Origin of the sequence: Microcoleus sp. MON1_C1, assembly GCF_036701945.1 — a bacterium.
GTDB lineage: Bacteria > Cyanobacteriota > Cyanobacteriia > Cyanobacteriales > Microcoleaceae > Microcoleus.
Genome location: NZ_JAUBRO010000009.1, coordinates 95,962 through 121,810, shown reverse-complemented (window position 1 = coordinate 121,810; position 25,849 = coordinate 95,962). Strand labels below are relative to the sequence as shown.

Below are 25,849 nucleotides of genomic sequence, written 5' to 3'. Positions count from 1 at the left end.
CCTAAGTAGGTAGGCGCTGTAAAACACAATTATGTTAAGGATTGTAAAGTATCCCAATGCGCTAAGCGTGGCTCAGTTAGCCCTGTTGACATATTGTTACATAGCTCGGTTTAATCCCGCTTACCTACTTAGTAAATTTATTCTTATTTTCCGGGTCGAGTTCCCGAGGGTGCATTTAAGTATAACTTCAATCACTAGAAATTATACCAGCTAGCCGCTTCAAAATGCGAAAAACTTCGTAAAGTTCATTTCCGGGATTCGCAATATCGAAAAGTTTAGAGACGGCATACTGCGGTGTGTCTCGTTTGGTCATTTTGATAAATCGAAAGCTGCTATCATTCGTCAGAAGCCCAAATGTTACTGGTTCGGGGCTGGGGTCATTTAGCATATAAAATAGTAACTGAGGAAGCCCAGCTTCAACGGAATATTGAGAGAGTTTTGCTTCGATCGCAACTACCCAAAAAGATTTCAGCAATAGCAGGACATCGATGCTACCCTTGACAATTGTATCTTCATCTTCAATAGTCAGTTCTACTGATTTTTCTGCCTCTATGTGAAAGGGAGTCAAGTAGAAATCTGCTAAAAATAGCAAGGGAGCCAGTACCACCATTTTTACGGTATCTTCCAGCATCGCGTACTTGACACTGTTGATATAACCTGCTTTTACGTTGTCGAGCGCTCGCTTTTTGTCATTGCTAATTTCCGGTAAATCGTCAATCTACTCCCGGAAGAATTGCTCGTCTTCACAAAGTTGAAAATTAAATTTTGTTTCGACATCTAGCAGAGTCAGTGTTTTTGCTTGAATGCTTTGTGTAATAGTTTTCTGTAGCGATTTGCTAGTTGTAATTTCTTGTAGCATATCAACTGTCGATCGCCTCCAACAACACCTCCGCACCAAACCTTACCGCATCGGTACAAGGCAATCCCGTTTCTGCTTGAACTTCAGCTATTGCTAACAGCGCATCTGCCTCATTTAAGTGATGAGTGTTGAGGGCGATCGCGCTCACTTTTCCCCCTGAAAAAGCACCCGCAGCAGCAGCTAACATTTCGTACAATTCGACCACTTTTGATAACCTGGGAATCGATACGTGCGGGTGATTGCGAATGCTAGTTTGTCCGGCTCTGTGGGCTAAAATTAAGTGAGTTGGCTGGGAACCCCGCAACAGCGGCAGAGTCGCCGTCGAACCCGGATGCAATAACGAACCTTGCCCTTCTACGTGCAGAATATCGCATTCAGAACCCAATTTAATCACCATTTGTTCGACAGCACCAGCGGCGAAATCAACTCGCACGGCATCCAAAGGAATGCCTTCATTTCCGATCATTAAACCCGTTTGTCCGGTTGCCAAAAATTTGGAACGCAAACCCCGCCGCAAGCAAGTGCGATTGAGTTCCAGACTGGTTGACATTTTGCCAATGCTCATATCGGTGCCGACAGTTAACACGCGGCGACAACTTAATTTAGCAGCAGCAGCAGAGGCGATCGCACCCACAGATTTCGGTTCCTGACGCACGTCCCAAATCCATTGATTTTCGCTTAAGGGAACTGTTATCAAAGGTGCAAGTTTCGCGTGCAAACCGTTGACAACTGACAAACCTGCTGCTACCGCTTGATTAATTTCGGGCAGCCATTCCGCAGGCAAAACACCGCCGGAAGGAGCGATACCAATTAGCAGAATATCCGGCCCCAATTGCAGTGCTTCTGCAACGGAAGCAACTATCGGTACCTGTTGAGGAATGCCAGTTAATTCAGGTAAAGATTGTCCTACACATTGGCGGTCTATTACTGCTACAATTTGTGCTTCGCTGTAGCGCAAAAAGGCTAAACCTGTTTTGCCGGAACGGCCGAGAATACCCTCGTGGAACAATATAGCAACTTTGCCATTTTTGATGGGATAGTTTTTAGTCATTGGTTTATTGTAAGTAAATGAAACTTGAAAATACATCAGCCCGGGAGGCAGTGAGTGAATCTGTAGCTTTCGCGAGCCGAAGGAAAACAATTGCAAAGGTTATGATAGCTTGATATTCTGTTACATGGTAAAGTTTATTTGCGCCAACCTACTTACTTCTATTCTCCAATCTCAATTCCCCGCACTCCCAATCCCGATCGCCCGTTTGGCAGCAAACACCCATTTTCGACGATCGCACCGGTGAAAGGATCGTCTAATAAATTTAAGTGACTGTCCAAATCCAAATAGTCAGCTAGGGGGGAAAGTTGTGCTGCTGCTGTATTTGCGATCGCGCTATCTGAATAGCAGCCGAACATTACTTGCAAATTACAGGCTTTTGCTGTGTGAATCATCCGCATTGCTTCGGTCAATCCGCCTGACTTCATCATTTTGATATTGATGCCGTGGACGCAGTGCGCTAACTTGGGTATATCGGAACTATTAAAGCAACTTTCATCAGCAAAAATTGGCAGCGGCGATTGACGGTACAGTTCTGAGAATTCCTCCATATCGGCGACGGGTGAAAGCGGCTGTTCGACATAATTTATCTTATATTTTTCTAGCCAGTGACACATCTCGGCAGCATCTTTTAAACTCCAACCGCCGTTAGCATCAACACTAATTTTAAGGTTAACTGGTGCTTCGTCAAGCACTGCTATTAACATAGCTTTGTCGGCTTCGATTCCTGCGGGATTGCCTAATTTGACCTTGACGGCGCGGTATTTGATGCTTGCTGGATCTGTGGCATCTTTACCAAACCAATCGCGCACTCTTTCTCTTGCACCAGAGGGGGAATTAATGCCGATTGTGACGGAGGTGGGGACGATGCGCGATCGATCTAATCCCCACATTTTCCACAGCGGCAAGCCTGCTTTTTTGCCCAGCCAGTCGTGCATTGCCATGTCGATGCCGGCGCGGGCGGCTGAGGGTAAGTTGACCTCTGTTAATACTTGTTCGATTTTTTGGCGATCGAACGGAGTAAACTTTTCTAGCAGCGGTGCCACTTCCTGCAATGCGGCTAGCAGAATTTCAGTAGTTTGGGGCCGAGAACCTGTGGAAAACGGCGAAGCTTCTCCCCAGCCTTCGATTCCTTCGTGTGCTAATTTTACCCATAAATTGGTACTTTGGGCTGTTGTACCGCGGCTGATGGTAAGGGCAAACCGCTTGCGGACAGTGAAAGTTTCAATTTGAACGTGCATTGTCAGTGATTGGTGATTTTTTGTAGAGAAAAACCCGAGGTGGCGGATTGCGCCGCTCTTGCGATTTCTAACTTTTTACTTTATAGTTTGATTTTGCTTGTTCTAGTTTATCAAAAACTTGATGAAATTCCTGATTTCTGTTTCGCCGAAGAGAGTTGCTTTCTCTCTCAGCATTTGGGTGCTCTTCTTTGCTATTGCTGGTTGCATCGTACAAGTTCTGCGCTACGGTTTTAACTATCAACAACGTTGGATTAGTTTGTTTAACTTAGACAGAGAAATAAATTATCCTTCGTGGTACTCGTCATTTACTTTGCTGTTTTGCGCGATTTTGCTAGGTATTATTGCTACTGCTAAGAAGAAGCAGGGCGATCGGTATTTTGGACACTGGAAAGCGCTGGGGTTCATCTTTGTATTTTTTTCTTTAGATGAAATCTTGAGTTTGCACGAAATATTAATTATTAACGACTTGCGAAAGGCACTGGATTTAGGGGGACTTTTTTACTTCATTTGGGTAATTCCGGGGGCGATTTTTGTTGTAGTTACTGGGCTGGCTTATCTCAAGTTTCTCCGGCACCTACCCCGGAAAACCAGGGATTTCTTTTTACTGGCAGGCAGTATATATGTCGGTGGAGCACTTGGCATGGAAATGGTTTGCGGCTATTATGCAGATGCGGTAGGTCAGCGAAACTTGATCTACGGTTTGATGGCTTCTGTTGAAGAAATTTTGGAAATGGTAGGGGTGATCGTATTTATCTACGCCCTGCTGTCTTACATCGGTTCCCATCTTGAAACTATTGATTTGCGGTTGAAGATAGTGGATAATCCACAGAGGTAAAACTGACGATAAACCAAGATTCTTAACGAAATTGAGGTCGCAGACTTTATGCCTATCTACTTCTACACCACTGGCAGCGAATACGGCTGTTTTTCTAATTTTTCCAGTCAGGGATTCGAGTTAGACGGAGAATATTGGGCAACTACCGAACATTATTTTCAAGCACAAAAGTTTCCCAAAACGGCTCATTGCGACCAAATTCGCCAAGCAAAAACGCCGAAAGATGCAGCAAAAATGGGGCGCGATCGCTCTCGTCCCCTCCGCAAAGATTGGGAAGAAGTAAAAGATGATATCATGAGAAAAGCCGTACTCCGCAAATTTGAAACTCATCCCGAAATTAGAGAAATTTTACTAGCTACTGGCGAGGAGGAAATAGTCGAAAATTCTCCTAGTGATTACTATTGGGGTTGCGGTAAAGATGGCAGCGGCAAAAATATGTTGGGACAGATTTTAATGGAAGTAAGGGAGATATTGCGAAAAGGCACGTCTGAGTAAAAGATAATTTAAATTTCCCATCATAAAGCAGGACTTATTTAATAGTAAGTCCTGCAAAGCTCTAAGCGAGCATTTTCCCAATTTTATTAAACACGCTGACTCAAAAATCCGCCTGACCAACTGTCGAATTTTGTGCCAATCTCCTCAGGCTGTTCTGGTAGAGGGTTTAGCCTCTCCGAGAAGACTGCAAAGCAGGGGAAACGGTAAAAACCCTGCACCACATTTTGATTTCAACCACTACTGTCAACCCGAATTAACTTTTATCGTCGCAAGTACAGCATTTGTTCGCCAGTCGCCTCCCGGACACCGTTCTCCTTAGGTTGGCGATTCACAGGTCAAATAGCAAAACTCCTGTTCTGGTTAAAGTTGGTTTTTTATTGATGCTGTATCTTTCTATTGTGTACGATTTATGGAAAGTGTTAGCTATTGTACAGAATTCTTTACATTTGCGATTTATTCGGATACAATCGCGCCACTCTGTCGCAGTTGCTGTTGAATTCTGTTAAATTCTTTCTGTTCTGCGCTTAGCAAAGTATTGTCGATCGGCGATCGCATATCCCACTGCAATTCGGACAATAACAACAAACAGCCAGTCATAATTATTCCTGTGGTTAGATATTGCCAAGGTGCAACAAAAGTTAATAGAGGGATGCTAAATAAATGAGTTAGTCCAATCAGGAGAAAAGTGCGCGATCGCAAACCGAGTCCCGTCAACAAATAGCCGATCGCGCTCAACCCCAACCACAAATCGCAAAGGTGCAGCAACACACCTCCCCAACCGGCAAAAATACTGCAATCGGTCAGAACCAAACCAGTTATCATCAAAATCGCCCAACAGTAAAGAATCCAGCTAACTCGCTCGACTCTTACCCAAAACAAAGTCAAAATGGCCATTGCCGCAGTGCCAATTAGAGTCAAAGTTGACCACAGAATCGCCTGAAAGCTCCAACTGATCGGGAAAAACTGAGCCGTAAAAAAAATCCCCGCTGTCACCAAACCCCAAAGCAGAAAAGTTTGGTCGATGCGGGTATAAAATCCTGAGAAAAGAGTAATATTTCCAATTTGCCAGCGGAGTTGCAACAGGCCTTCGCGGTCTTGTACGTCGAGATGTTCCTGTTTGCAGCGGATTAGGGGTTCGGAGGCGTTGAAAAAGGTCATCCAGTGTTGGGGAAAGTATGAAGTTTTGTGTATTGTAACAAGTCTTAAGGAATATTTTTCAGATTTTTTCTTGTTCGCCGGCTCAGCCTGGGGACGTAGATTTGGAGGCTCTGCCTCCCCCTAGTCTAAGACTGGCGAGGCAGAGCCGGGGAACCAGGAAACGCGTGATTATTGGCGTTTTTTGTTCAGGGTTTTGGTCAACTCAGTAATCGAGTTGAGCAAAGTTCGGGAAAAGTAAGCCATTGCAAAAATCACGGCTACTGCAACTCCTCCGTTCATCAGTAAGGGCATGAAACCTCCAGTTTCAGGCGGTGTTGCCGAATCAGTTGGAGCCGTAGAAACCAGAATGACTTGCTTGGTGCTAAAATCAGACATATAAACTCCTAGGTCTGTACAAAGACCGTAAAAATGGGAACTTGACGAGCGTTTCTGGTGGCAGCCAGTCGCTCTGAAAAAAACAAGCGATCGAAAGCGTCTCTAGTAAAAGCTAGGGGCGCTTGTTTGCTTGTTTGCTTCTTAAGCATAACATTGTTGGTTTTTAAAAACAAACAACATATTTAACGTATGTTTTTTATACCTATGGTAAATTAGACGTATAACAACTAAAAGCCTTGTCTAACAAGCATTTTCTCCTTCCCGGCTCTGCCTGGGGACGCCGATCCGGAGGCTGTGCCTCCTGTTTTCCTCCGCAACCGACGAGGCACAGCCTCTAGATATAGGTTCCCAGGCACAGCCGGGGAACCAGTTAAACTCAATAGATATTATGAAAAATACATTTATCTCTCGATTTACTCCTAGCTTGATGGCCCCAGAAACCCTGGAAGCTATCTTAGTACAGCGTCACGCACTGGCAGAACATTTAGTAGAGCTAATTCGGGTGAGCGCCCTAACAGATAACAAGCATTTTCAACTACTAATAGGGCCGCGCGGCATTGGCAAAACGCACTTGGTTTCCCTGATTTATCATCGCGTTGGTAAGATGGAAGATTTGCGGGATAAATTGCTAATTGCGTGGCTGCAGGAAGAGGAATGGGGGATTGCATCTTTTTTGGATTTATTGCGGGGAATACTCCGGGCAATTGCTAAAGAATATTCGGCTGCATATGAAGCTGAGTTACATGATGATGTTGAAAAGCTTTATGATTTGTCGCCGGAGCAAGCTGAATTTAAGGCCGCAGAATTGCTGAGAGACTTTGTTGGCAAGCGGGTGCTGTTGTTGATTGTCGAAAATTTAGAGGACGTGTTTAGCGGCTTGGGGGTTTTCGGGCAGAAGCAGTTGAGGGCGTATATTCAAACTTATTCATTTTTGACAATTTTGGCAACATCACAAAGCTTGTTTGATGGAGTCAAGCTCTCTAATAATCCTTTTTATGCTTTTTTTCATTTACATGAATTAGATGAGTTTAAGCTCGATGATGCTGTAGCTTTATTAAATCATATTGCCAAGTTAGAAGGGAATAGTGAATTAGCATCTTTTATTCAAAGTCCAACAGGGCGCGATCGCATTAAAGTTGTGCATTACCTTTCTGGTGGCAGTCCTCGCGTCTACATTGTTTTTTCTGCTTTTCTGATGACTCCTGAATCGCTAGATAAATTGGTAGAACCGTTCATGGAAATGCTGGATAGCCTGACGCCCTACTATCAGGATCGGATGAAATATCTATCAAATCAGCAGCGAAAGATTGTTGACTTTTTGTGCGATCAAGGTGGTGCCACACCAGTCAAAGAAATTGCTAAACGCTGTTTTATTGAGCAGCGAACTGTATCTAGCCAACTTAAAGATTTGCGAGATAAGGGTTATGTCAAAACTGAGGAAATAGGACGGGAATCGTGGTATGAATTGCGGGAACCATTGATGCGTTTTTGTCTGGAGGTAAAGAAGCAGCGCAATCAACCGATTCGATTAATTGTAGATTTTATTCGGGTTTGGTATACGCGGAAAGAATTGCAGCAACGATTGGGATTGAGGATGGCGGATGTTGATTTGGCGGAGAAAGAAAGTCATTTTATGTATCGGCAAGGTTTGAAACCGATTCCACCTGATGCTGTGATGGAACGAGAATATTATACGCGGGCGCTTGAGGCTATTGAGAGAAATGAGGAAGACCCGCGTTTGAAAGCTTATTTTGATGAAATTGGAAATTGTATTGAACAGAAAGACTATGTTTCGGCTTTAGAATATGCGGAAAAATTGGTAGCAAGTCGCGGCGAGGCAAGGGATTGGTCGGAAAAGGGACGTTGCTTAAATAGGCTGGAGCGTTACGATGAAGCTTTGGAATGTTTAGACAAAGCTATTGAAATTGACTGCAATTATGCGAGGGCTTGGGCTTATGAAGCTAATGTATTTAACAGTCTTAAGCGCTATGAAGAAGCTTTAGTATTTTACGATAAGGCGATCACACTTGACGACAATGATAAGTTAGCTTGGGAGTGGCGAGGCGATGTACTCGACAACCTCAAACGCTATGAAGAAGCCTTAGTATCTTACGCTCGGGCGCTCGAACTTGATCCCAATTATCAGTGGGCTTGGGCTAAGCGAGGCGATGTACTCAACAACCTCGAACTCTATGAAGAAGCCTTAGAATCCTTTGATAGGGCGCTCGAACTTGATGCCAATTATCAGTGGGCTTGGGCTAAGCGAGGCGATGTACTCGACACACTCAAACGTTATGAAGAAGCCTTAGTATCGTTGGATAGGGCGATCGCACTTGATGCCAATTATCACTGGGCTTGGGCTGTACGAGGCAATGTACTCAAAAACCTCAAACGCTATGATGAAGCCTTAGAATCCTTTGATAGGGCTATCGAACTTGACCCCAATGATAAGTGCGATTGGGTTCAGCGAGGTCATGTACTCGACGGCCTCAAACGCTATGAAAAAGCCTTAGTATCTTACGATCGGGCGATCGAACTTGATGCCAATTATAAGTTAGGTTGGAGTTGGCGAGGCCATGTACTCAACAAACTCAAACGCTATGAAGAAGCCTTAGTATCTTATGATCGGGCGATCGAGCTTGATGCCAATTATCACTGGGCTTGGGCTGATCGAGGCCATGTACTCAACAACCTCAAACGCTATGATGAAGCCTTAGAATCCTTTGATCGGGCTATCGAACTTGATGCCAATTATCAGTTGGTTTGGTTTCTTCGAGGTCTTTTACTCGATACACTCAAACGTTATGAAGAAGCCTTAGTATCTTACGAGAGGGCGATCGAACTTGATGCCAATTATCAGTGGGCTTGGGCTAACCGAGGCGATGTACTCGACAACCTCAAACGCTATGAAGAAGCCTTAGTATCTTACGAGAGGGCGATCGAACTTGACAGCAATTATGAGTGGGCTTGGTTTAGCCGAGGCTGGACGCTGGATAATCTCGGCCGCTATGAAGAAGCTTTAATATCTTGCGACAAAGCGATCGAACTTGGTGATCAATCTTCATCTGTCTTCTTCAACCGTGCCATTGCCATTCTCGGATTGAATCGCTGGGATGAAGGCATCGCCGCCTTAGACGACGCATTCCAACGCTTTGAACCAGGCGATGAAGCTGAGGCAGATGATGCCAAGTTAATTATCAACAACCTATTCGCGATCACGCACGATAAAGCGATATGTCAGACTCGCATCACCACCCTGATTGCAGTTTACAAAAAACACCAATATCTCTCAATCTTAGGACAGGGAATTGTGCGAAACATCCCCGCGCTCATGTCAGAAATGGTCAGCGACAAAGCCGCCCGCACTTGGTTAGAATTGTGGCAAGAACCAACCAGCAACTACGAAGAATTCAAAATTCCCATCCGCCTGCTGAATGCGGCAGTCCGCTATAAGGAAACAAAGGGCGACAGACGAGTTTTGCTAGAACTCCCCATAGAAGAACGCAATTTATTAGAACCATTGGTGTCAACCAAACCCGAATAAGTAAAACAGGACTTACGCACTCCCAAAAAGAAACCGGGGTTTTTACCTAATCTTCGAGTACGAACGAAGTCTTTTCGTAAAAAAACCCGGTTTCTGGGCCCCGTGAGTAAGTCCTATAAAATAGGTATAAAATAGAAATTGATGATACTAGCAAAGGACTCATCCCCATGACCGCAACAATTCCAACTAAAACCTCAGCAGAAATCATCTACCCAGACAGCGACGGCAAACCCATGTCTGACAATACCAAACAGTTTGAACTAATTGTCACCATTCAAGGCGGAATAGATGCCTTATACAAAGACAACGAAAATGTCTTTGTAGCAGGTGATTTGCTGTGGTATCCCGTCGAAGGCGATAACAAAACTCGCCAAGCACCTGATACGATGGTAGTGTTTGGCAGACCGAAAGGTTACAGAGGTTCCTACCAACAGTGGCTTGAAGATAATATCGCCCCGCAAGTTGTCTTTGAAATCCTCTCGCCGGGAAATCGAATCGGAGCACTGTTTAAGCTGTTTAATTTCTACCAGGATTATGGAGTCGAAGAATATTATGTCTACAGTCCAGAGGATAATGAATTAATTGGTTGGCTGCGTTCTGATGGAAAACTCAACTATATTGAATTAATGGATGGTTGGGTGAGTCCGCGTTTGCAGATCCGTTTTCAAACTGCATCGGGAGACTTGGAAATTTATCGGCCTGATGGACAGAAGTTTTTGTCTTATGTGGAGTTGTCAAGACAACAGGAATCAGCACAGCGACAAATGGAACTAACACAGCAACAAATGGAACAAGAACGGCAAGATAAAGAGTTAGCACAGCAAAAAGCCGATCGCCTATCCGAGAAATTGCGAGAAATGGGCATCAATCCGGACGAAATTTGAACAAAAAAGACCGGGCGGTTAAAACCGGGTTATTTTCTTCCGTCCGCAGAGGCGGATATCGTTTGTATAGGCGCGATTTCAATCGCCGTCTTATCTTTGTTTGTATAGATGCGATTTCAATCGCCGTGATTTCTATTTTTTATTTTCAATCCTCAAACAACCTATAATAACTTGACATATCAACAATTCCCCATGCAAAATCCCCGCCAAATAGCATTTCTCGCACTCCGCGAAGTCCACCGCCGCGGTGCATTCGCAGATGCCGCACTCGATCGCGCTTTCAGCAATTCTCAACTCAACGACCTCGATCGGCGTTTAGTCACAGAATTAGTTTACGGTAGCGTCAGGAGAATGCGATCGATCGACTTCATCATCGACAAACTAGCAACAAAAAAATCCTCCCAACAACCCCCCGAACTCCGCACCATCTTACATTTAGGGTTATATCAACTCGAATATCTCAACCAGATTCCCCCCTCCGCCGCCGTCAACACCACCGTTCAACTAGCAAAAGAAAACGGATTTTCAGGACTCAGCAGTTTTGTCAACGGTTTGTTGCGCCAATACATCCGTTTAACAGATAACGACTTAAACCCATTAACGGTTACTAATTATAAATCAACCGTTGAACGCCTAGGAATTTTGCACAGCTTCCCCGAATGGCTGGTAAAATTGTGGCTCGAACAAATAGGCGAAACCGAAACCGAACAACTCTGTGAATGGTTCAACCAATCTCCCACAATCCACCTGAGAATCAATCCTTTAAAAAGCTCGATCGCTCAAATCGAAGCTGCCTTCAAAACCCACAACATATCAACTAGCAGAATCCCCAACTTGCCACAAGCATTAAGACTAAATGGCAGCATCGGCGCAATTCAAAACCTCCCCGGATACAGCGAAGGTTGGTGGACAATCCAAGACAGCAGCGCTCAATTAGTCACCCATTTACTAGGGCCCCAGCCCGGGGAAACAATCATCGACGCCTGCGCCGCACCGGGGGGAAAAACCACCCACAGCGCCGAATTAATGCAGGATGAAGGCACTATTTATGCCTGCGACAAAACCGCCAGCAGACTCAAAAAACTTAAAGAAAATGCAGACAGACTTCAGATGAAATCCATTAAAATTCATACCGGAGACAGCCGCCATTTCCCAGAGTTTGTTAACCTTGCAGACAGAGTTTTACTAGACGCACCTTGTTCTGGCCTCGGAACCCTCCACCGCCGCGCCGACGCCCGCTGGCATCACACGCCCGAAAACATTCAACAACAATCTCAACTGCAATCGGAATTGCTAGCAAATGCAGCGACATTTGTCAAGTCCGGCGGCGTATTAGTTTATGCAACTTGCACAATTCATCCCTTGGAAAATGAAACAGTTATTCGATCGTTCTTAGACAGCAATCCTCACTGGCAAATCGAACCGCCAACAATTGATTTACCCGTACAGCCATCACCCGAAGGATGGGTGAAAGTTTGGCCGCACAGACATCACATGGACGGCTTTTTTATGGTGAGGCTAAAGCACTTGAAAAAGCAGTAAAGTCCTTACTCCAAACCGATAGTTTAATATCCCGGTTCTTGATAAGCAGGTTCTTCATAAGCAGGCTCTTGATAAGCAGGTTCTTGATAAGCAGGCTCTTGATAAGCAGGCTCTTGCGGTGGGTAATACTTCGGTTCAGGATTAGGATTGTAAGGTACGATCGCACCATCCTCATTCACAATCATCCCCCGAATAATCCTCTTAGGCTCCACCGGTTTTGCCTTAATACTGCCTTTGCGGCCCTCCAACTCCGGCAACTTCGGAAACTTCTCAACCGGCATTCCCTTAACAGCTTGACTCATAAAATCGCGCCAATTGTAGGCCGCCGTACCGCTAGTTCCCCAGGTGGGATAATTGTCATCATTCCCCAACCAAACGCCAGTCACCACCTGCGGAATGTAACCAATAAACCACAAATCCCGCACGTTTTCCGAAGTACCAGTTTTGCCTGCTACAGCGCGATCGTTTAAAGCAGCAGGCCCCCCCGTACCGTCTTGCACAACGCCCTCCAACATCCAAGTAGTAATCGCAGCACTATCCTTATCCAAAACCCGCTTCGGTTTAAATTTAGCCTGATAAATCACATCTCCCCGCTGATTAATCACCCGCTTAATTCCGTGGGCTTCAATAAAATTCCCTTGCGAGGCTAAAGTACCGTAAGCATTGGTTAACTCCAGCAAGTTTACCTCCGAAGAACCCAAAGCCAGCGAATAAATCGGACTCAATTTCGACTTAATTCCCATATCGTGGGCTAATTTGATCGCTGGTTCAAAGCCCACATCCATCAACACCTTCACAGCTACGACATTCACCGAACGTGTCAAAGCATCAGACATCGATCGCCAACCGCTAAATTTTTTGCCATAATTATTCGGTTGATAGCCGTCGATAATAATTGGTTCGTCTTCGTAACCGTCATAGGGAGAAAAACCAGCCGCCATCGCCGCGGCATAAACCAACCCTTTAAACGTCGATCCTGGCTGCCGCAAAGCCTGCGTAGCGCGATTAAATTGACTTTCCTTAAAATTTCCACCTCCTACCAGGGCTTTAACTTCCCCAGTCTTAGTGTCCATAGAAACTAAAGCGGCCTGTTCAAAACCCTGACGGCTGCCATCAACTTCGATCGCATTTTTAACAACCTGTTCCGCTATTTTCTGCCACTTCAAATCCACCGTCGTCTCAACAGTCAAACCGCCAGCTTCCAAAGCATCCTGAGAAACATAGCGCGGCAATTCCTTCCGAATGTAACTAGCAAAATAAGGCGCGACTACTTTAAATCGCTTCGGCGCACTTGGTTTAACCGCAATAGGTTGCGCCATCGCCTGCTTCGCCTCAGCCTCTGTAATTACCTTCGCTTCCTGCATTTGTTGCAGCACAAGATTGCGGCGTTTTTTAGCAATATCCGGATTAACCAAAGGCGAATATTCGCTCGGTGCCGGCGGCAAACCCGCCAAAGTTGCCATCTCTGCCAAAGTTAATTTATCGACTGTTTTGCTAAAGAAAACCCAAGCCGCATCTGCCACCCCGTAAGCATCCGAACCCAAATAAACCAGATTTAAATACCGTTCTAAAACTTGGTCTTTACTCAACTCTCGCTCTATTTTCTGAGCTAAAAGAGCTTCCCGGACTTTCCGCCTAATACTTCTTTCCTGATTAAGAAAAACAACGCGAGCCAATTGTTGCGTAATTGTACTGCCACCCTGCACTACATCTCTTTCTATCAAATTAGAAACAATGGAGCGCACAATACCTTGATAATCCACCCCGCGATGTTTGTAAAAACGGCGGTCTTCTATGGCAATAAAAGCTTTAACCAACTGTTCGGGAATTTCTTTAAGTTTCAGTTTATCTCTAGTTGCAGGCCCCGACTGCAACAAAATCGTATTATCTGCTGCCTTAATTGTCAGCGTTCCGTCGCGGTTAAAGGCTGACAAATCGTTAACATCCGGCAAACCTTTGTCTAAGGCGTACAAAATCCATAAACCGTAGATTAAAGCGCCCCCGCCTATACTGACAACACCTAAACTTATCCAAAATCTAGGGCGGCGGGAGATCCGTTTTTTAGTATTTTCCTGCGGTGCGCTATTTTCCTGCGGTGTGCTAATTTCCTGCGGTGCGCTAATTTCCTGGGGTGCGCTAATTTCCTGTAGTTCCGTATGTCTCTGCAGTTCGGTGTTCTGCGATGCCCTCTTTTCCGGCAATTTGCTACGATCGGATTTTTGGGGTGATTTAGTTCCCCCCAAACTTAATCCCGGCCGCAGCAATTCTTTTCCCTTGGTTTGCAAGCTAGTAACTTGAGGTTCAATTTCCAACCAAGCGATTAAGCGCTTCAACCCTTCCCAATCGCGCTTGACTATTGGATATCGAGCGTATTCTGGCTCTAAATATTCTGAGTCAGAATATTCTGACTCCAAATATTCTGAGTCTAAATATTCTGACTCTTCTAGAGGTGCAGCATCTTCTGATACCACATACTCCGCTCGCTCATCCCTTGTCCGTGTAGAAAATTCCGCCTCCGATTCCGGCGAGTTGAGCTTATTACCCTTCGCAGCCTTCGGCGGTTCTCGATCGGAATTACCGCTTATTGCGTTAGTGACTTTGCTCAATGTATCTTTGATATTTGAGAAAAATTCTGCCACGTTCAGACCTTCAAACCTCATCAAGTCCGATTAAAAATTAAAAATTAAAAAAGGTAGCTTTCTTAAATTCTTAATTTTTAATTCGACATTTTTTCTTGAATAACACGCTGCCTTGAATTAGGTTTTTTGAATTAAAAAATTTTTAATTCACCACTCAAAATTCAAAACTTTTCTTAACAACGCTGCAGAGCTTGGTATTTTTTTGAGAAGTGAATTAGATTTTTTGAATTCAAAATTTTTTAACTCAAACCTCAAAACTCTGCTTAACTCGCATGACCCAGTGCCAAGGCTGCTACCAGCATACCCAAAACCAGGAAAGGCTGAGCACTTGCCTGATATTTAACATCATTTTCCAGGGGATTACGCAAAAAGTACATATCCTGAAAAGTAATTTGGGGAATTATCAGCAGCAGCAGAATGACAGCGTAAAGGTTTTGGTGGATGCTGATCAGGTAGCCTGCAATCCCAGCTTGAAAGATGTCGATCATTAACACGCAAATCCAAGCTGCTGTGCTGATGCCAAACATCACTGGCAAAGATTTTAACCCTAATTGCCGATCGCCTTCGACACTTTTGAAATCATTGACGATCGCAATTCCCAGCCCTGCCAAACTGTAAAACAGGGTCAAAATCATAATTGTGGGATCTAGTGTACCAAACAAAGCTTGACCAGCCCACCAAGGCAGGGCAATGTAACTAGCACCCAGGGCATAATTTCCCAACCAGCCATTCTGCTTGAGTTTCAGCGGGGGCGCAGAGTAGATATAAGCTAGAAACGCGCCGCCGAGAGTCAAAACAGTCATTATCGGGAATTCATGACCCGCCCACAAGTCTAGAGCATAAGCCACCCCAATCCCAGCGGCTAATAATACCAAAATTTGCGTTACTACTTGGGGAATCGAGATGATACCGGAGGGAATTGGACGGTAGGGCTCGTTAATGGCGTCGATGTCGCGATCGTAAAAATCGTTCAAAGTTTGAGTGTACCCGGCCAGCAACGGCCCTGACATCAACATACAAGCTGCTGCGATCAAGAAATTCTCTAGATTCCAAACATAGTTTCCAGAAGACGCAGCCCCGCACACCACGCCCCAAATTAAGGGAATCCAGGTAATCGGTTTCATCAATTGCAAGCGAATCTTCCAGATAGAAGTTTCCCCGCTAGCGGCCCCTTTCATGCCCAACAGTTGCCTAGTTTTGGCACTGCGGTTTTCGGTAGCAGCACTTTCCGGTGCAGCTTCTGGGGAGATTTGGGATGGAGGAGAGTCAGACATAATTTGATGTTAGCGGTACTGCTACTATTGTGTCGTTTTGCATTTCAATAATAATTCAGATAGCTTACCACTGATATTTAAGGTAGATTCTTGAAAACTTACCCGGGCTTGGAGTTGATGCTAGGGAAAAGTAGGAGTTTCACAATATACTGAAATATCATTTTTTTGTGAAAATGTCAAGAGGATAAATACTTTTTTTATAATTTCGCTGAGCCCGCCTTCTGGGGGAGATTTTTGCCAGCCCGTGCATTTAATGTCAATTACCAGGAGGCGCTCGAGTTTTTTGCCCTGCTACCCTTGAATCATCTCATCTGGCAGAAAATCAGAATCTAGAACCTCGACAGAAGTGTAGATACATATTTGCGGAAACGTCTCTACAAGCAATCCAGTTTCAGCAGTTGCTTGTTCTGCTGCATCCGCATAGCATTCAGCCAACACCTCTTCAAGATAGGGTTTGAGACTGGGGGAATCTTTCAAAGCTTTGCGAATGCGTCTGCGATATTCGACAATGCTGCCTTTCCAACTACCGCCCATCGGAGGTAATCTGTATCATACACTTCTTCTCGGTCAACTTCTAATTTTTTTGTCATAATTTGTTCGTACTAACAACTGCAAATTAACAAATATGGCGATAGGAATCAAAAGGCAGTCCTGTCCGCCGCTTGACTTCGACAACTGATTTGTAAGCGCCTTTTCTCTGCCTTTCTCTAACTATTTTTTCCGCCACAGTCCGATCTAAACCGCTGGCGATCAACTCTTCCGGCGAAAGAATGTTTAACCGTTTCCAAGTAAACTGCAATTCTTTTTGATAATTGTAGCTGAAGCAAATCATCGGGGCGATGCGTCTGACGTGGCTTTCGGGAACTCCGGCTATTTCTGATAACTCTTCGGCGTGGGTAAAAATGTAGCCTTCGTTTTGCAAAGATTCAATATCGTTGGCGTAGACGATCGGCAAACCCAAGATTCTGACCATATCGTCTTTGGTACACTCGTTAATATCTATTTTGCCGCGCACGTTTGCTAGTTCTTCGGCATTCGTCGCATTTGCAGGAACCAGTATACCTCTGGGTGCGGTTTTGATCAGATAGCGCTTTTTCAAACTAAAAGCAGTAACAATTTGAGCAATCCACACGATCGTACCCAAATTAGTTGAAGAAGATACCGCTAGTGCTGCTAAAGTAATTGCAACACCCCATCCCATCCAACTACGAATATTTGACTTTTGGCCTGCATAGGCGATCGCCAATCCGCCGAAGTAGGGAATAAAAGCATACCACACCCAGTTGGGAGTTTGACGCAGCCAGTATAAATCTTGAGACACTTTAATTTTATCCTTAAATAGTTGTGTTCTCACACTTTCTTATGTCACTCCCACTTTTTTAATAGTGGGCTTTCTTCTTCCTTCTTCCTTCTTCCTTCTTCCTTCTTCCTTCTTCCTTCTTAATTACAATTCTCGCAACAGTTTTTGGCGTTTTTCTTCATATTCTTCGGCCGTAATTGCGCCCATATCGTAAAGTTTTTTCAATTCGCCGATCGCCCCAGTAACATCTTTTGCGGCTCTGAGGGCATACCCAGATGGCAAAGTTCCGCCATTGTACTGTACCTGAAAAGCTTGTTCCGACATCAGCAGCAGACCGATAAAATCGAAAAATGCGATCACTGACGGAATTAATGTCCAAGAAAATAGCAAGTATAATACCCCTGCTAAGTTATTGCCCAAATAAAATTTGTGAACTCCGAAACCTCCAACAAAGAAAGCTAACACAACTGCTACGCTTTTATCTTTTACCATTTTTACTTTCCCCAGTTTTTTTATTTTAACTTTCGCGATCGACCTTTAACTCTCGACATTTAACGAGCTAGCCAAGTAATCTTACTAATTTTTACTCATTTATGTGGGTTTTTGCGAAACTTAGACATCGCAAAATACACCAGAACTATACCGACTTGAGCCTGTAGAATCACCAAGTAGCCTCTCAAGAAATAATTGAGTTCGCTGCCTGAATTGAAAGAAAATATTAAAAGACCTAAGGCTGCGTAGGGTGCGAAACGCATCCAACTCGGCGTTCCCTCTAACTTGTGGCTGTTCAAATTGCTCATGGGTTTAAGCCTCATCCTAAATTAAAATTTAGCTATAAATTAGCCGGATTGTCAACTTCCCCTTGGTGCGATCGCCCGGGTCAGTTTCTCAATCATCAGCCGACAAGATATTACTTCCATGTTAAACCCTATTTTTCCGCTAAAGTGAGGGGCCCGGGCGGGCAGATCTGGATCTGTTGCTGATATTACAGATTAGGGTGAACCCGCCCCTATAGGAATTCGGGTTATTTTACCGGGCTAGATATAAGGGGCGCACCGAACACCCTAGTGCTGTTTTTGGCAAGAGTCGATCGCCCTGACGATCGCTCTCAAAAAAAACCGATTAATTCACAATTATTAACAACCGCCCAAATTAACTCGCGCCGCCGCCCAAAAGAAACAGACTCAGGAGAGTACCGCTGTTCCAAAGACTGTGGAGAAGCATAGGAGCAAGGAGATTGCGCGATCGCGTATACACAAACCCCAAAACCGCACCCAAAGTCGCCAAAGGCAGAATCTCAGAGACACTCAAGTGAGCCACCGCAAACAAGAAAGCAGAAGCTGCGATCGCCCCCCAAACAGGCAAATAGCGAGTCAGAGAAGGCAGCAGAAAGCCTCGAAACACGATTTCCTCAAAAACCGGAGCGGCGATCGCAGCAGTGCCGAAAAACACCACCAAAGCCACGTTGTCCCTACCTTCAAGAACGATCGGCAAAATCGGATTACTGCCACCTTGTCCCTGCCAAAATTGCTGATTGATCAGCGACACCAAAACTACCAAAGGCAAAGCAACAAAATAGCCGCCAAATCCCCACAAAAACCAACTTCCCCGCCAATTAATCCGAAACCAACCTTCAGGCAAAGGCAAAAAAGACTTGACCGAAAAATACAGTACCGAAAGCCCCCCACCCGACAGCAACAAATAAGTAGCAAAGATATAAAAAGCCTTGCCGCGGGGGTCAAAACTAGCAGGATTGAGTTTTAAAACAGCCAGAGAAACAGGCAGCAACAAATAGGGAATCAAGATTTGCCCGACAAAGAAAAAGCCGACCACAAGCACCTGCCAAACAATCTCGCCGTCCCAAGGCACATCCCAAGTCAAGCTCGCATTTCGCGCCAACACCGGGCCGGAACCTGCTGTATCTAACTGCTTCCGCTGCAACAACCACTGCACGGTCAAACCAACCAGCAAAACCGTGCCAATACAAAGTGCGATCGCCGGAACGCCAACTATAATTGCCAACTTTTCTACAGCTTGCTCAGCCATTACTTGCTCTGCTGCTTGCAGCGCCGCCAGCTCTTTAGAACGTTCTTGCAGCTTGTAAAGTTGAGCTAGAGCGCGATAGCGAAACCAGCCATCCAAAGACTTTTGAATGCGCGGCTCGGCATCCGGCAGCAGTTGAGCCGGATTGCTCCAAATTCCAGTTAAAACTTGAGCAGTTACCACCGAAGAATCGTAATCTATTTGAGTTTTGTAGCGCTCAACTAAATTTGTCCAAGTTTGGAGAGCCGCCTCAGTTTTGCCACTGCTTGCCTGCAAAATTCCCAAGCGCAAGTCAAGTTCGTTTAGCACCACTGACTGTTGATCGATAGACTCTGACAAAGCCTTGTTTTGAGCCAAATTCAGAGTATTATCAGCCGACTTGGAGGCGATGGCAGACTCAATTACTTTAAATTGTGATTGAGTTGTTTCGAGAGTTTTGCGAGTCGAGTCTCGCGCTTCTCGATATTGTGTCAAAGCCGTATTTAAAGGATCTGCACCGACAATATTGTTGCGCGCCGAACTTAAATTAGCACTTTGATTATTTTCTCCTTGCCACTCCGAGGCGTGCAGCAGCAAATTTGTCTGGTAGAGTTCCAGCCGACTTTGAATTTGCGGCTGATTCCAACTAGCAAGTAAAGATAAACCGACCATGGCGATCGCGATCGCCGTTAAAATACCTAAAATAACCCGCTTCAGTGTCATTCCTGCTTTTCCGTCCCGCGCGAATCCGTGGCTAAATCTTTTCCGTCTTTAATCATAGGTTGTTGCAGACGAGAGTATCCCGACAACTGGTAAAATTTCACTGGCTCATCTTTTTGACTCGCCTCAACAAGACTTACGCCACAAATCCTCGCTCCGCCATGTATACATAAGGTTCACACCTTAGCCCAACGGTGCTTATGGCGCACCCTACACGAGTAGTGCGGCATAAACACCCGCGATGTATGAGGTAATATCCGCACGGCGCAACCGCAGCGGGGTAGCAGGCTAAATCTAAAATCTAAAATCTAAAATCTAAAATCGAATGACTCGCATTATCTTAGTCCGTCACGGCAAAAGTACCTACAATCAAGAACGCCGCATCCAAGGCCGCCTGGATAAATCGATTTTGACAGAAGCAGGCCGCAACACCGCCCTGCAAGTAGGCGACACACTCAGCAGTATCGCCTTTGATGCCGCCTATACCAGTCCCCTGCAACGAGCCAAAGAAACAGCGGAAATCATCCTGTCGCGCTTGACAAATCCGCCACCACTCCAGCCAACTGATAATTTGATGGAAATCGATTTGCCTCTGTGGGAAGGAATGCTGCGCCAAGATGCGATCGACAAATTCCCCGAAGCATATCAGCAGTGGCAAAAACAGCCAGACAAATTTTCCATGAAACTGCCATCTGCTGACGGAGAAATCGAACACTTTCCCGTATTGGCAATTTTTGCTAACGCCCGACACTTTTGGCAAGAACTTTTATCGCGCCACCAAGACGGCACAATTCTAGTAATAGGTCACAACGGAATCAACCGGGCTCTCATCGCCACCGCGTCGGAAATTACCCCGGATTACTACCAATCAATTCAACAGTCAAATTGCGGAATTAGCATCATTAATTTTGGAACTTCCCCTGTGAGTAAGGACGAAGCAGGAGAGCCAAAAAAGAAAGTTGCAGTTCAATTAGAGTCGGTGAATTTAACTTCCCATACCGGGGAAATTTTCCCCAAACCGAGGGACGGACACCAAGGCCCGCGCTTGTTGCTGGTGCGTCACGGCGAAACCGACTGGAATAAAGCAGGTAAATTTCAGGGGCAGATTGACGTGCCTCTCAACGATAACGGCCGCGAACAATCCAGGCGAGCAGCAGAATTTCTCAAGGATGTAAAATTAGATTTTGCGATCAGCAGTTCGATGCTGCGCCCGAAAGAAACTGCAGAAATTATTCTCAAATATCACGGCGGTTTGCAACTGGAACTCCGCGATGAGCTAAGAGAAATCAGCCACGGACTTTGGGAAGGAAAGTTTGAATCAGAAATAGAAGAATCCTATCCGGGTTTGCTACAGGAATGGAAAACATCTCCTGAAACAGTGCAAATGCCCGAAGGAGAGAATTTGCAGCACGTTTGGACTCGGGCGATCGCAGCTTGGCGAGAAATAGTACAATCTGTTTCTGGTACTGGGATTGTCGTTGCTCACGACGCCATTAACAAAGCTATTCTCTGCCACCTATTCGGTTTAGAACCCGAACATTTCTGGAAATTCAAACAAGGAAACGGAGCCGTTAGCGTGATTGATTATCCCCACGGCCCCGATGGTTTGCCGGTATTGCAGGCGATGAATGTGACAACTCATTTGAGTGGCGGCGTTTTTGACCAAACAGCCGCAGGAGCACTGTAATTAGTAAAGTGCTGGGCGCGAACCCGTAGATGTAGTACCCGTCTGCTGTTTGACGATTAGGCCTTCGAGCCCCCCTAGCCCCCCTTAAGAAGGGGGGAAAAGAAGCCTTCTCAAAGTCCCCCTTTTTAAGGGGGATTTAGGGGGGTCGAGACTCGTGTCAAAGCGAAATTTATCCAAGCTTTTAGGCCTAAGTTAACACCAGTGCCCACCGCTACGAGTACCCACCTGAAAAATGTTTTAATTTTTATAGCAACTGCCAAGATGGTTAGGACGTTCTTAATTACTAAAACCCTTGCTTTTATTCCTTCTTCCTTCTTCCTTCTTCCTTCTTCCTTCTTCCTTCGTGTCCTTCGCGTCTTCGCGGTTCCATCTTCCATCCGTTACATCCATTACAGAATCCGTTGCCGAACTTTCTTCTTCAATATATTTAAATCTTAAGTTATGAGCCCCGAACTGCTACAAAATGTACGAGTGCTAGATCCAGTTTCAGGGAGCGATCGCATCGCTGATATTCTGATTGCTGAAGGTGATATCAAAGCAGTTGAGGAAAAAATTGCTGAGTTTCCCGCTGACACGGAAGTGCGGGATTGCCAGGGACTGATTTTGGGGCCGGGGTTAACTGATATCTACAGTCACAGCGGAGAACCGGGTTTTGAGGAGCGGGAAACGCTCGAATCTTTGATGCAGGCTGCGGCGGCTGGGGGTTTTACGCGAGTGGCGATTTTGCCGGATACCTCGCCACCTGTTGACAATTTGGCCGGTTTAGCTTTGTTGCAGCAACATATCCGCAATTTGTCGCCCGGGCTGCCCCGCTTGTATTTTTGGGGAGCGCTGACAGCGGGCGTGAAAGGGCAGCAGATGGCCGAGTTGGGCGAGCTGGCCTCCTGTCCAGTGGTGGGTTTTGCAGACGGTTTGGCGCTGTCTAATCCCGCTCTGGTGAGGCGTTTGCTGGAGTATATCAAGCCTTTGGGCAAATCTGTGGCTTTGTGGCCGTGCGATCGAACTTTGGCAGGAAATGGCGCGGTGAGAGAGGGTGCGATGTCGGTGCGCTTGGGTTTGCCTGGAATTCCGGCGAGTGCGGAAACTGCGTCTTTGGCTGCCATTCTGGAGTTGGTGGCATCTGCAGGCACTCCGGTGCACATTATGCGCGTTTCTACGGCGCGCAGCGTGGAATTGATTCGAGATGCCAAGGCGCGGGGTTTGCCGGTGACTGCGAGTGTGACTTGGATGCACTTGCTGTTGAATGTCGGGGCAATTTCAGGAAACTCTAAAGATTCCGGCGGGAAAAATGCTCTGACTGCTTCGTTGCCCTACGACCCGAATTTACGCCTAGAACCGCCGTTGGGCAATCTCAGCGACCAATTAGCCTTGATTCAAGCTGTGAAAGATGGCGTAATTGATGCGATCGCGATCGACCACAACGCCCATACTTATGAGGAGAAAACTGTGGCTTTTGCTGATAGTCCGCCCGGGGCGATCGGCTTGGAATTAGCTTTGCCTTTACTGTGGCACGGACTGGTAGAAACAGGGGAATTTTCGGCTTTAGAACTGTGGCGAGTTTTGAGCGTCGGCCCTGCCGTTTGTCTCGGACAAACCCCCCCCATGGTTGCACGGGGAGTCTCTGCTGAGTTTATTTTGTTCGACCCGAAAATGAGTTGGACTGTTGACGGGTCAAGTCTGAAGTCGCGATCGGCAAATACGCCTTGGTTGGGACAGCAATTAGCGGGAAAAGTTGTACAAAGCTGGATTTATTAATTCTTGCCATTGAAATTCATCTGTTGTAGAACAGGCATCTTGCCTGTTTCTAAAAGTAGAACAGGCAAGATACCTGTTTCTGCAAATGCTAGATGAGGTGACTCAGAAAAGAAGATATAGCAATTCTCAATAAAATGAGGTACACACCGATCGCAACTGATGCCCTATGCCCTATGCCCTATGCCCGCCAGAGCACCTCATGTTACTGAGAAAGGCTATAAATACATGATTACTGCTTTTGATTCGTGGAATTCTCCACCGCAAGACTTGACATTGGATCTGGGCGAAATTCATGTTTGGCGAGTCTCTCTAGCTCAAACAGAATCTTGCTTGCAGAGTTTACAACAGACTCTCTCTACCGACGAGCGGACAAAAGCTGAGGGTTTTCGGTTTGCAAAAGGTCGATCGCAATTTATTGTGAGTCGTGGCGCGCTGAGAGCGATTCTGAGTCGCTATCTTAACATAAATTCTCACATTTTGCGCTTTGACTACAATCCCTACGGCAAACCCTTCCTCATCGCCGCGCAAGGGGGAAATACCGTCCGTTTCAATTTGTCTCACTCAGGGAACATGGCTCTAATTGCTATTACCAAAAATCGAGATATTGGTGTCGATATTGAAGGTATCAATCCCAACTTTCCTTGTCTGGAGATTGCAGAAAAGTTTTTTTCACCCTTAGAAAATACTGTGTTGCGTTCGCTCCCAGAACATCTCCAACCCCGCGCTTTTTTCACCTGCTGGACTCGCAAAGAAGCCTATATCAAAGCCGTCGGCAAAGGACTTTCAATTCCCCTGAATCAGTTTGATGTCAGCCTCGTCCCAGGAGAACCAGCAGCGCTGTTAAATTTTGAAAAAAGCCCCGAAGAAGCATCGAGATGGTCTTTAATTGAATTAATTCCCAGTTCAGATATGGTAGCGGCTGTTGCGGTTGCAGGAGATTCCTCGAAACTTCATTGTTGGGAGTGGACAGGGGAGTTTTGAGTTATGCTGAAATGTTGTACCATTCTCCATAAGCTTTTTATGAACAGGCAAGATGCCTGTTCCACAAGAAAATTCACTCTTTGTGGAACAGGCATCTTGCCTGTTCTTGAGAATGGTGCAAGATGTGAGTTTATACCGATCGCCAAGAGTAAAAGATCACGGCAGCGGTCGCTACAATAGGTCTACAGGTTGAGCCTTCAAGCTCTTGCATTGCACAACCTACACAGACAAATAAGGACACAAAAATGTTGTGTCCTTACGTCCCATTCGGCTGCAACTTGCAACCCTAGAACTGATTAAAAAATTAACCAAATCGATAGCCAAACCCACGTACCGTAATGATATATTCCGGTTGGCCCGGATCTATTTCCAACTTTTCGCGTAGCCAGCGGATGTGAACGTCAACTGTTTTGCTGTCTCCGATAAAATCTTGGCCCCAAATTTTTTCTAGCAACTGATCGCGAGACCAAACTCGCCGGGGATAACTCATAAATAGTTCTAGTAAGCGAAACTGTTTAGGAGAAAATTTCACTTCCAGACCCCGAACCAACACCCGGCACTCTTCAGGATACAGAGTTATGCTCTTATATTGCAGCGTCCTCGGTTCCGGTAACCGACCGAGGCGCTGGCGCCGCATCAGCGCCCGACAGCGAGCGATAAACTCCCGCATTCCAAAAGGCTTGGTCAGATAATCATCCGATCCGGCTTCGAGGTAAAAAGCGCAATTGTTGGCACTTCCTCTAGCACCGATAATCAAAATAGGGACGGGATTTCCTTGATGCCGTAACATTCGACACAGATCCAAACCGTTAATTGAATCCATAATTAACAGGTTAAAGGCCAATTCACCGTGGTATGACGAAGAAGCCTGTACAGAAGGCAGAGCGTTGCGCCCGTCGCTAGTAACCACCACCTCGTAGCCCTGTTCTTTAAGGGCTAAAGCTAGCATTTCCCGCAACAGATCTTCACCTTCCAATAACAAGATACGGCCGGCTTGTCCAACAGCCAACCTTGAAGGACTTTCGCTTAATTCAGCAGAAGACATAAATATAAGTGGGAGTGATGTTTGTATGTGGCTACCGCGAGGTACCTTCTTCAGTAGCTGAGGTACTCTCACGCTGCGATCGCTTGTACGATCGCCAGAAAGTTCGATCGCTTAGAATCTTTCGCCAGTCCATCCCACAGACACGCGCTCGACCTTTGCTACTTGCTCGTGTAAGGAATACAGCCGTAGAGCAGTTGCCGGAACTGCGCTGTCTGCCTGCGTCCAGGCCACAGAAGTTTGGTCATTTTTCGGGGTCGGTGTTAATTTCATAAAACATTGCCCGCTGTTAATTGACCACGTAACACCCAATCTAAAGGGATATGCTAGTTATACTACTCTTAAAAGGTTATTAAAAGGTAAAGTTTTGGCCATCAAATGGTTAAATTATTAACGTTAAGTAATATAACGGTAAAGGTGCGATGGCACTGTAGAGCTTTTTTTAAGA

General features: G+C 45.6%; 23 protein-coding genes. 9 read left to right on the top strand and 14 right to left on the bottom strand.

Annotated features, from left to right (window positions below; all coding sequences use genetic code 11):
• Positions 1–187: 187 nt before the first annotated feature.
• The 3 genes from QUA62_RS07330 to QUA62_RS07320 form a co-directional block, all read right to left on the bottom strand.
• On the bottom strand, positions 188–631 hold the full coding sequence (locus QUA62_RS07330; protein ID WP_333403269.1) for a hypothetical protein: 444 nt from the start codon (positions 629–631) through the stop codon (positions 188–190).
• A 229-nt stretch (positions 632–860) separates the two neighbouring features.
• Positions 861–1,910 carry a DUF1611 domain-containing protein gene (locus QUA62_RS07325; RefSeq protein ID WP_333403268.1) on the bottom strand — a complete coding sequence of 350 codons (1,050 nt, stop codon included), beginning with the start codon at positions 1,908–1,910 and terminating at the stop codon, positions 861–863.
• Positions 1,911–2,068: 158 nt separating this feature from the next.
• On the bottom strand, positions 2,069–3,148 hold the full coding sequence (locus tag QUA62_RS07320) for a dipeptide epimerase (protein ID WP_333403267.1): 1,080 nt from the start codon (positions 3,146–3,148) through the stop codon (positions 2,069–2,071).
• A gap of 121 nt (positions 3,149–3,269) precedes the next feature.
• On the opposite strand from QUA62_RS07320, the gene QUA62_RS07315 reads away from it, so the two are divergent.
• Both QUA62_RS07315 and QUA62_RS07310 read left to right on the top strand, forming a co-directional pair.
• Entirely contained in the window at positions 3,270–3,983 is a 714-nt protein-coding gene (locus QUA62_RS07315) for a hypothetical protein (RefSeq protein WP_333403266.1), read from the top strand.
• Between the two features lie 48 nt (positions 3,984–4,031).
• Entirely contained in the window at positions 4,032–4,478 is a 447-nt protein-coding gene (locus tag QUA62_RS07310) for an NADAR family protein (RefSeq protein WP_333403265.1), read from the top strand.
• A 453-nt stretch (positions 4,479–4,931) separates the two neighbouring features.
• Here the strand turns inward: QUA62_RS07310 and QUA62_RS07305 are convergent, their stop codons facing one another.
• Positions 4,932–5,636, bottom strand: coding sequence for a hypothetical protein (locus QUA62_RS07305; protein ID WP_333403264.1), 705 nt, complete (start codon positions 5,634–5,636; stop codon positions 4,932–4,934).
• Between the two features lie 168 nt (positions 5,637–5,804).
• Positions 5,805–6,011, bottom strand: coding sequence for a hypothetical protein (locus QUA62_RS07300; protein ID WP_333403263.1), 207 nt, complete (start codon positions 6,009–6,011; stop codon positions 5,805–5,807).
• 388 nt (positions 6,012–6,399) lie between these two features.
• Between QUA62_RS07300 and QUA62_RS07295 the strand changes: the two genes are divergently transcribed.
• From QUA62_RS07295 to QUA62_RS07285, 3 genes are all read left to right on the top strand, one after another.
• Positions 6,400–9,555, top strand: a complete 3,156-nt coding sequence (locus tag QUA62_RS07295) for a tetratricopeptide repeat protein (protein WP_333403262.1) — start codon at positions 6,400–6,402, stop codon at positions 9,553–9,555.
• Between the two features lie 167 nt (positions 9,556–9,722).
• Positions 9,723–10,439: a Uma2 family endonuclease gene (locus tag QUA62_RS07290; protein WP_333253895.1), complete on the top strand. Its 717-nt coding sequence runs from the start codon at positions 9,723–9,725 to the stop codon at positions 10,437–10,439.
• Between the two features lie 192 nt (positions 10,440–10,631).
• Entirely contained in the window at positions 10,632–11,981 is a 1,350-nt protein-coding gene (locus QUA62_RS07285) for a 16S rRNA (cytosine(967)-C(5))-methyltransferase (RefSeq protein WP_333403261.1), read from the top strand.
• Positions 11,982–12,004: 23 nt separating this feature from the next.
• Here QUA62_RS07285 and QUA62_RS07280 read toward each other — a convergent pair whose 3' ends face one another.
• From QUA62_RS07280 to QUA62_RS07250, 7 genes are all read right to left on the bottom strand, one after another.
• Entirely contained in the window at positions 12,005–14,641 is a 2,637-nt protein-coding gene (locus QUA62_RS07280; protein WP_333403260.1) for a penicillin-binding protein 1A, read from the bottom strand.
• A 242-nt stretch (positions 14,642–14,883) separates the two neighbouring features.
• Complete coding sequence (gene chlG / locus QUA62_RS07275; protein WP_006633316.1) at positions 14,884–15,894, bottom strand: chlorophyll synthase ChlG; 1,011 nt, start codon at positions 15,892–15,894, stop codon at positions 14,884–14,886.
• A gap of 291 nt (positions 15,895–16,185) precedes the next feature.
• Positions 16,186–16,428, bottom strand: a complete 243-nt coding sequence (locus tag QUA62_RS07270) for a DUF29 domain-containing protein (protein WP_333403259.1) — start codon at positions 16,426–16,428, stop codon at positions 16,186–16,188.
• 82 nt (positions 16,429–16,510) lie between these two features.
• Entirely contained in the window at positions 16,511–17,248 is a 738-nt protein-coding gene (locus QUA62_RS07265; RefSeq protein ID WP_333403258.1) for a helix-hairpin-helix domain-containing protein, read from the bottom strand.
• Between the two features lie 90 nt (positions 17,249–17,338).
• Positions 17,339–17,686, bottom strand: coding sequence for an NINE protein (locus QUA62_RS07260; RefSeq protein ID WP_006633318.1), 348 nt, complete (start codon positions 17,684–17,686; stop codon positions 17,339–17,341).
• Positions 17,687–17,781: 95 nt separating this feature from the next.
• Positions 17,782–17,994 carry a hypothetical protein gene (locus tag QUA62_RS07255; protein WP_333403257.1) on the bottom strand — a complete coding sequence of 71 codons (213 nt, stop codon included), beginning with the start codon at positions 17,992–17,994 and terminating at the stop codon, positions 17,782–17,784.
• Positions 17,995–18,346: 352 nt separating this feature from the next.
• Entirely contained in the window at positions 18,347–19,939 is a 1,593-nt protein-coding gene (locus QUA62_RS07250; RefSeq protein ID WP_333403256.1) for a type II CAAX endopeptidase family protein, read from the bottom strand.
• A 322-nt stretch (positions 19,940–20,261) separates the two neighbouring features.
• Here QUA62_RS07250 and QUA62_RS07245 point away from each other — a divergent pair, with 322 nt between their 5' ends.
• From QUA62_RS07245 to QUA62_RS07230, 4 genes are all read left to right on the top strand, one after another.
• Positions 20,262–21,623, top strand: coding sequence for a histidine phosphatase family protein (locus QUA62_RS07245; protein ID WP_333403255.1), 1,362 nt, complete (start codon positions 20,262–20,264; stop codon positions 21,621–21,623).
• 441 nt (positions 21,624–22,064) lie between these two features.
• A complete protein-coding gene (locus QUA62_RS07240) occupies positions 22,065–23,378 on the top strand; it encodes a dihydroorotase (RefSeq protein ID WP_333403254.1) in 1,314 nt (437 codons plus the stop codon).
• 180 nt (positions 23,379–23,558) lie between these two features.
• Entirely contained in the window at positions 23,559–24,359 is an 801-nt protein-coding gene (locus QUA62_RS07235) for a 4'-phosphopantetheinyl transferase superfamily protein (RefSeq protein ID WP_333403253.1), read from the top strand.
• Between the two features lie 52 nt (positions 24,360–24,411).
• Positions 24,412–24,552 carry a hypothetical protein gene (locus QUA62_RS07230; protein ID WP_333403252.1) on the top strand — a complete coding sequence of 47 codons (141 nt, stop codon included), beginning with the start codon at positions 24,412–24,414 and terminating at the stop codon, positions 24,550–24,552.
• A gap of 111 nt (positions 24,553–24,663) precedes the next feature.
• On the opposite strand, the gene QUA62_RS07225 is transcribed toward QUA62_RS07230, so the two are convergent.
• Together QUA62_RS07225 and QUA62_RS07220 are read right to left on the bottom strand one after the other, a co-directional pair.
• Positions 24,664–25,404, bottom strand: coding sequence for a response regulator transcription factor (locus QUA62_RS07225; RefSeq protein ID WP_190658712.1), 741 nt, complete (start codon positions 25,402–25,404; stop codon positions 24,664–24,666).
• Between the two features lie 111 nt (positions 25,405–25,515).
• The gene (locus QUA62_RS07220; RefSeq protein ID WP_015174720.1) at positions 25,516–25,674 is read right to left on the bottom strand and encodes a hypothetical protein; all 159 of its coding nucleotides are present in this window, start codon (positions 25,672–25,674) and stop codon (positions 25,516–25,518) included.
• Positions 25,675–25,849 lie beyond the last annotated feature (175 nt).

What these genes read in the sequence shown, in the direction of transcription:
- QUA62_RS07330 (WP_333403269.1), bottom strand. Translation starts at nt 631, where the DNA reads ATGCTGGAAGATACCGTAAAAATGGTGGTACTGGCTCCCTTGCTATTT.
- QUA62_RS07325 (WP_333403268.1), bottom strand. Translation starts at nt 1,910, where the DNA reads ATGACTAAAAACTATCCCATCAAAAATGGCAAAGTTGCTATATTGTTC.
- QUA62_RS07320 (WP_333403267.1), bottom strand. Translation starts at nt 3,148, where the DNA reads ATGCACGTTCAAATTGAAACTTTCACTGTCCGCAAGCGGTTTGCCCTT.
- QUA62_RS07315 (WP_333403266.1), top strand. Translation starts at nt 3,270, where the DNA reads ATGAAATTCCTGATTTCTGTTTCGCCGAAGAGAGTTGCTTTCTCTCTC.
- QUA62_RS07310 (WP_333403265.1), top strand. Translation starts at nt 4,032, where the DNA reads ATGCCTATCTACTTCTACACCACTGGCAGCGAATACGGCTGTTTTTCT.
- QUA62_RS07305 (WP_333403264.1), bottom strand. Translation starts at nt 5,636, where the DNA reads ATGACCTTTTTCAACGCCTCCGAACCCCTAATCCGCTGCAAACAGGAA.
- QUA62_RS07300 (WP_333403263.1), bottom strand. Translation starts at nt 6,011, where the DNA reads ATGTCTGATTTTAGCACCAAGCAAGTCATTCTGGTTTCTACGGCTCCA.
- QUA62_RS07295 (WP_333403262.1), top strand. Translation starts at nt 6,400, where the DNA reads ATGAAAAATACATTTATCTCTCGATTTACTCCTAGCTTGATGGCCCCA.
- QUA62_RS07290 (WP_333253895.1), top strand. Translation starts at nt 9,723, where the DNA reads ATGACCGCAACAATTCCAACTAAAACCTCAGCAGAAATCATCTACCCA.
- QUA62_RS07285 (WP_333403261.1), top strand. Translation starts at nt 10,632, where the DNA reads ATGCAAAATCCCCGCCAAATAGCATTTCTCGCACTCCGCGAAGTCCAC.
- QUA62_RS07280 (WP_333403260.1), bottom strand. Translation starts at nt 14,641, where the DNA reads ATGAGGTTTGAAGGTCTGAACGTGGCAGAATTTTTCTCAAATATCAAA.
- chlG (WP_006633316.1), bottom strand. Translation starts at nt 15,894, where the DNA reads ATGTCTGACTCTCCTCCATCCCAAATCTCCCCAGAAGCTGCACCGGAA.
- QUA62_RS07270 (WP_333403259.1), bottom strand. Translation starts at nt 16,428, where the DNA reads ATGGGCGGTAGTTGGAAAGGCAGCATTGTCGAATATCGCAGACGCATT.
- QUA62_RS07260 (WP_006633318.1), bottom strand. Translation starts at nt 17,686, where the DNA reads ATGGTAAAAGATAAAAGCGTAGCAGTTGTGTTAGCTTTCTTTGTTGGA.
- QUA62_RS07255 (WP_333403257.1), bottom strand. Translation starts at nt 17,994, where the DNA reads ATGAGCAATTTGAACAGCCACAAGTTAGAGGGAACGCCGAGTTGGATG.
- QUA62_RS07250 (WP_333403256.1), bottom strand. Translation starts at nt 19,939, where the DNA reads ATGACACTGAAGCGGGTTATTTTAGGTATTTTAACGGCGATCGCGATC.
- QUA62_RS07245 (WP_333403255.1), top strand. Translation starts at nt 20,262, where the DNA reads ATGACTCGCATTATCTTAGTCCGTCACGGCAAAAGTACCTACAATCAA.
- QUA62_RS07240 (WP_333403254.1), top strand. Translation starts at nt 22,065, where the DNA reads ATGAGCCCCGAACTGCTACAAAATGTACGAGTGCTAGATCCAGTTTCA.
- QUA62_RS07235 (WP_333403253.1), top strand. Translation starts at nt 23,559, where the DNA reads ATGCCCGCCAGAGCACCTCATGTTACTGAGAAAGGCTATAAATACATG.
- QUA62_RS07230 (WP_333403252.1), top strand. Translation starts at nt 24,412, where the DNA reads ATGCCTGTTCCACAAGAAAATTCACTCTTTGTGGAACAGGCATCTTGC.
- QUA62_RS07225 (WP_190658712.1), bottom strand. Translation starts at nt 25,404, where the DNA reads ATGTCTTCTGCTGAATTAAGCGAAAGTCCTTCAAGGTTGGCTGTTGGA.
- QUA62_RS07220 (WP_015174720.1), bottom strand. Translation starts at nt 25,674, where the DNA reads ATGAAATTAACACCGACCCCGAAAAATGACCAAACTTCTGTGGCCTGG.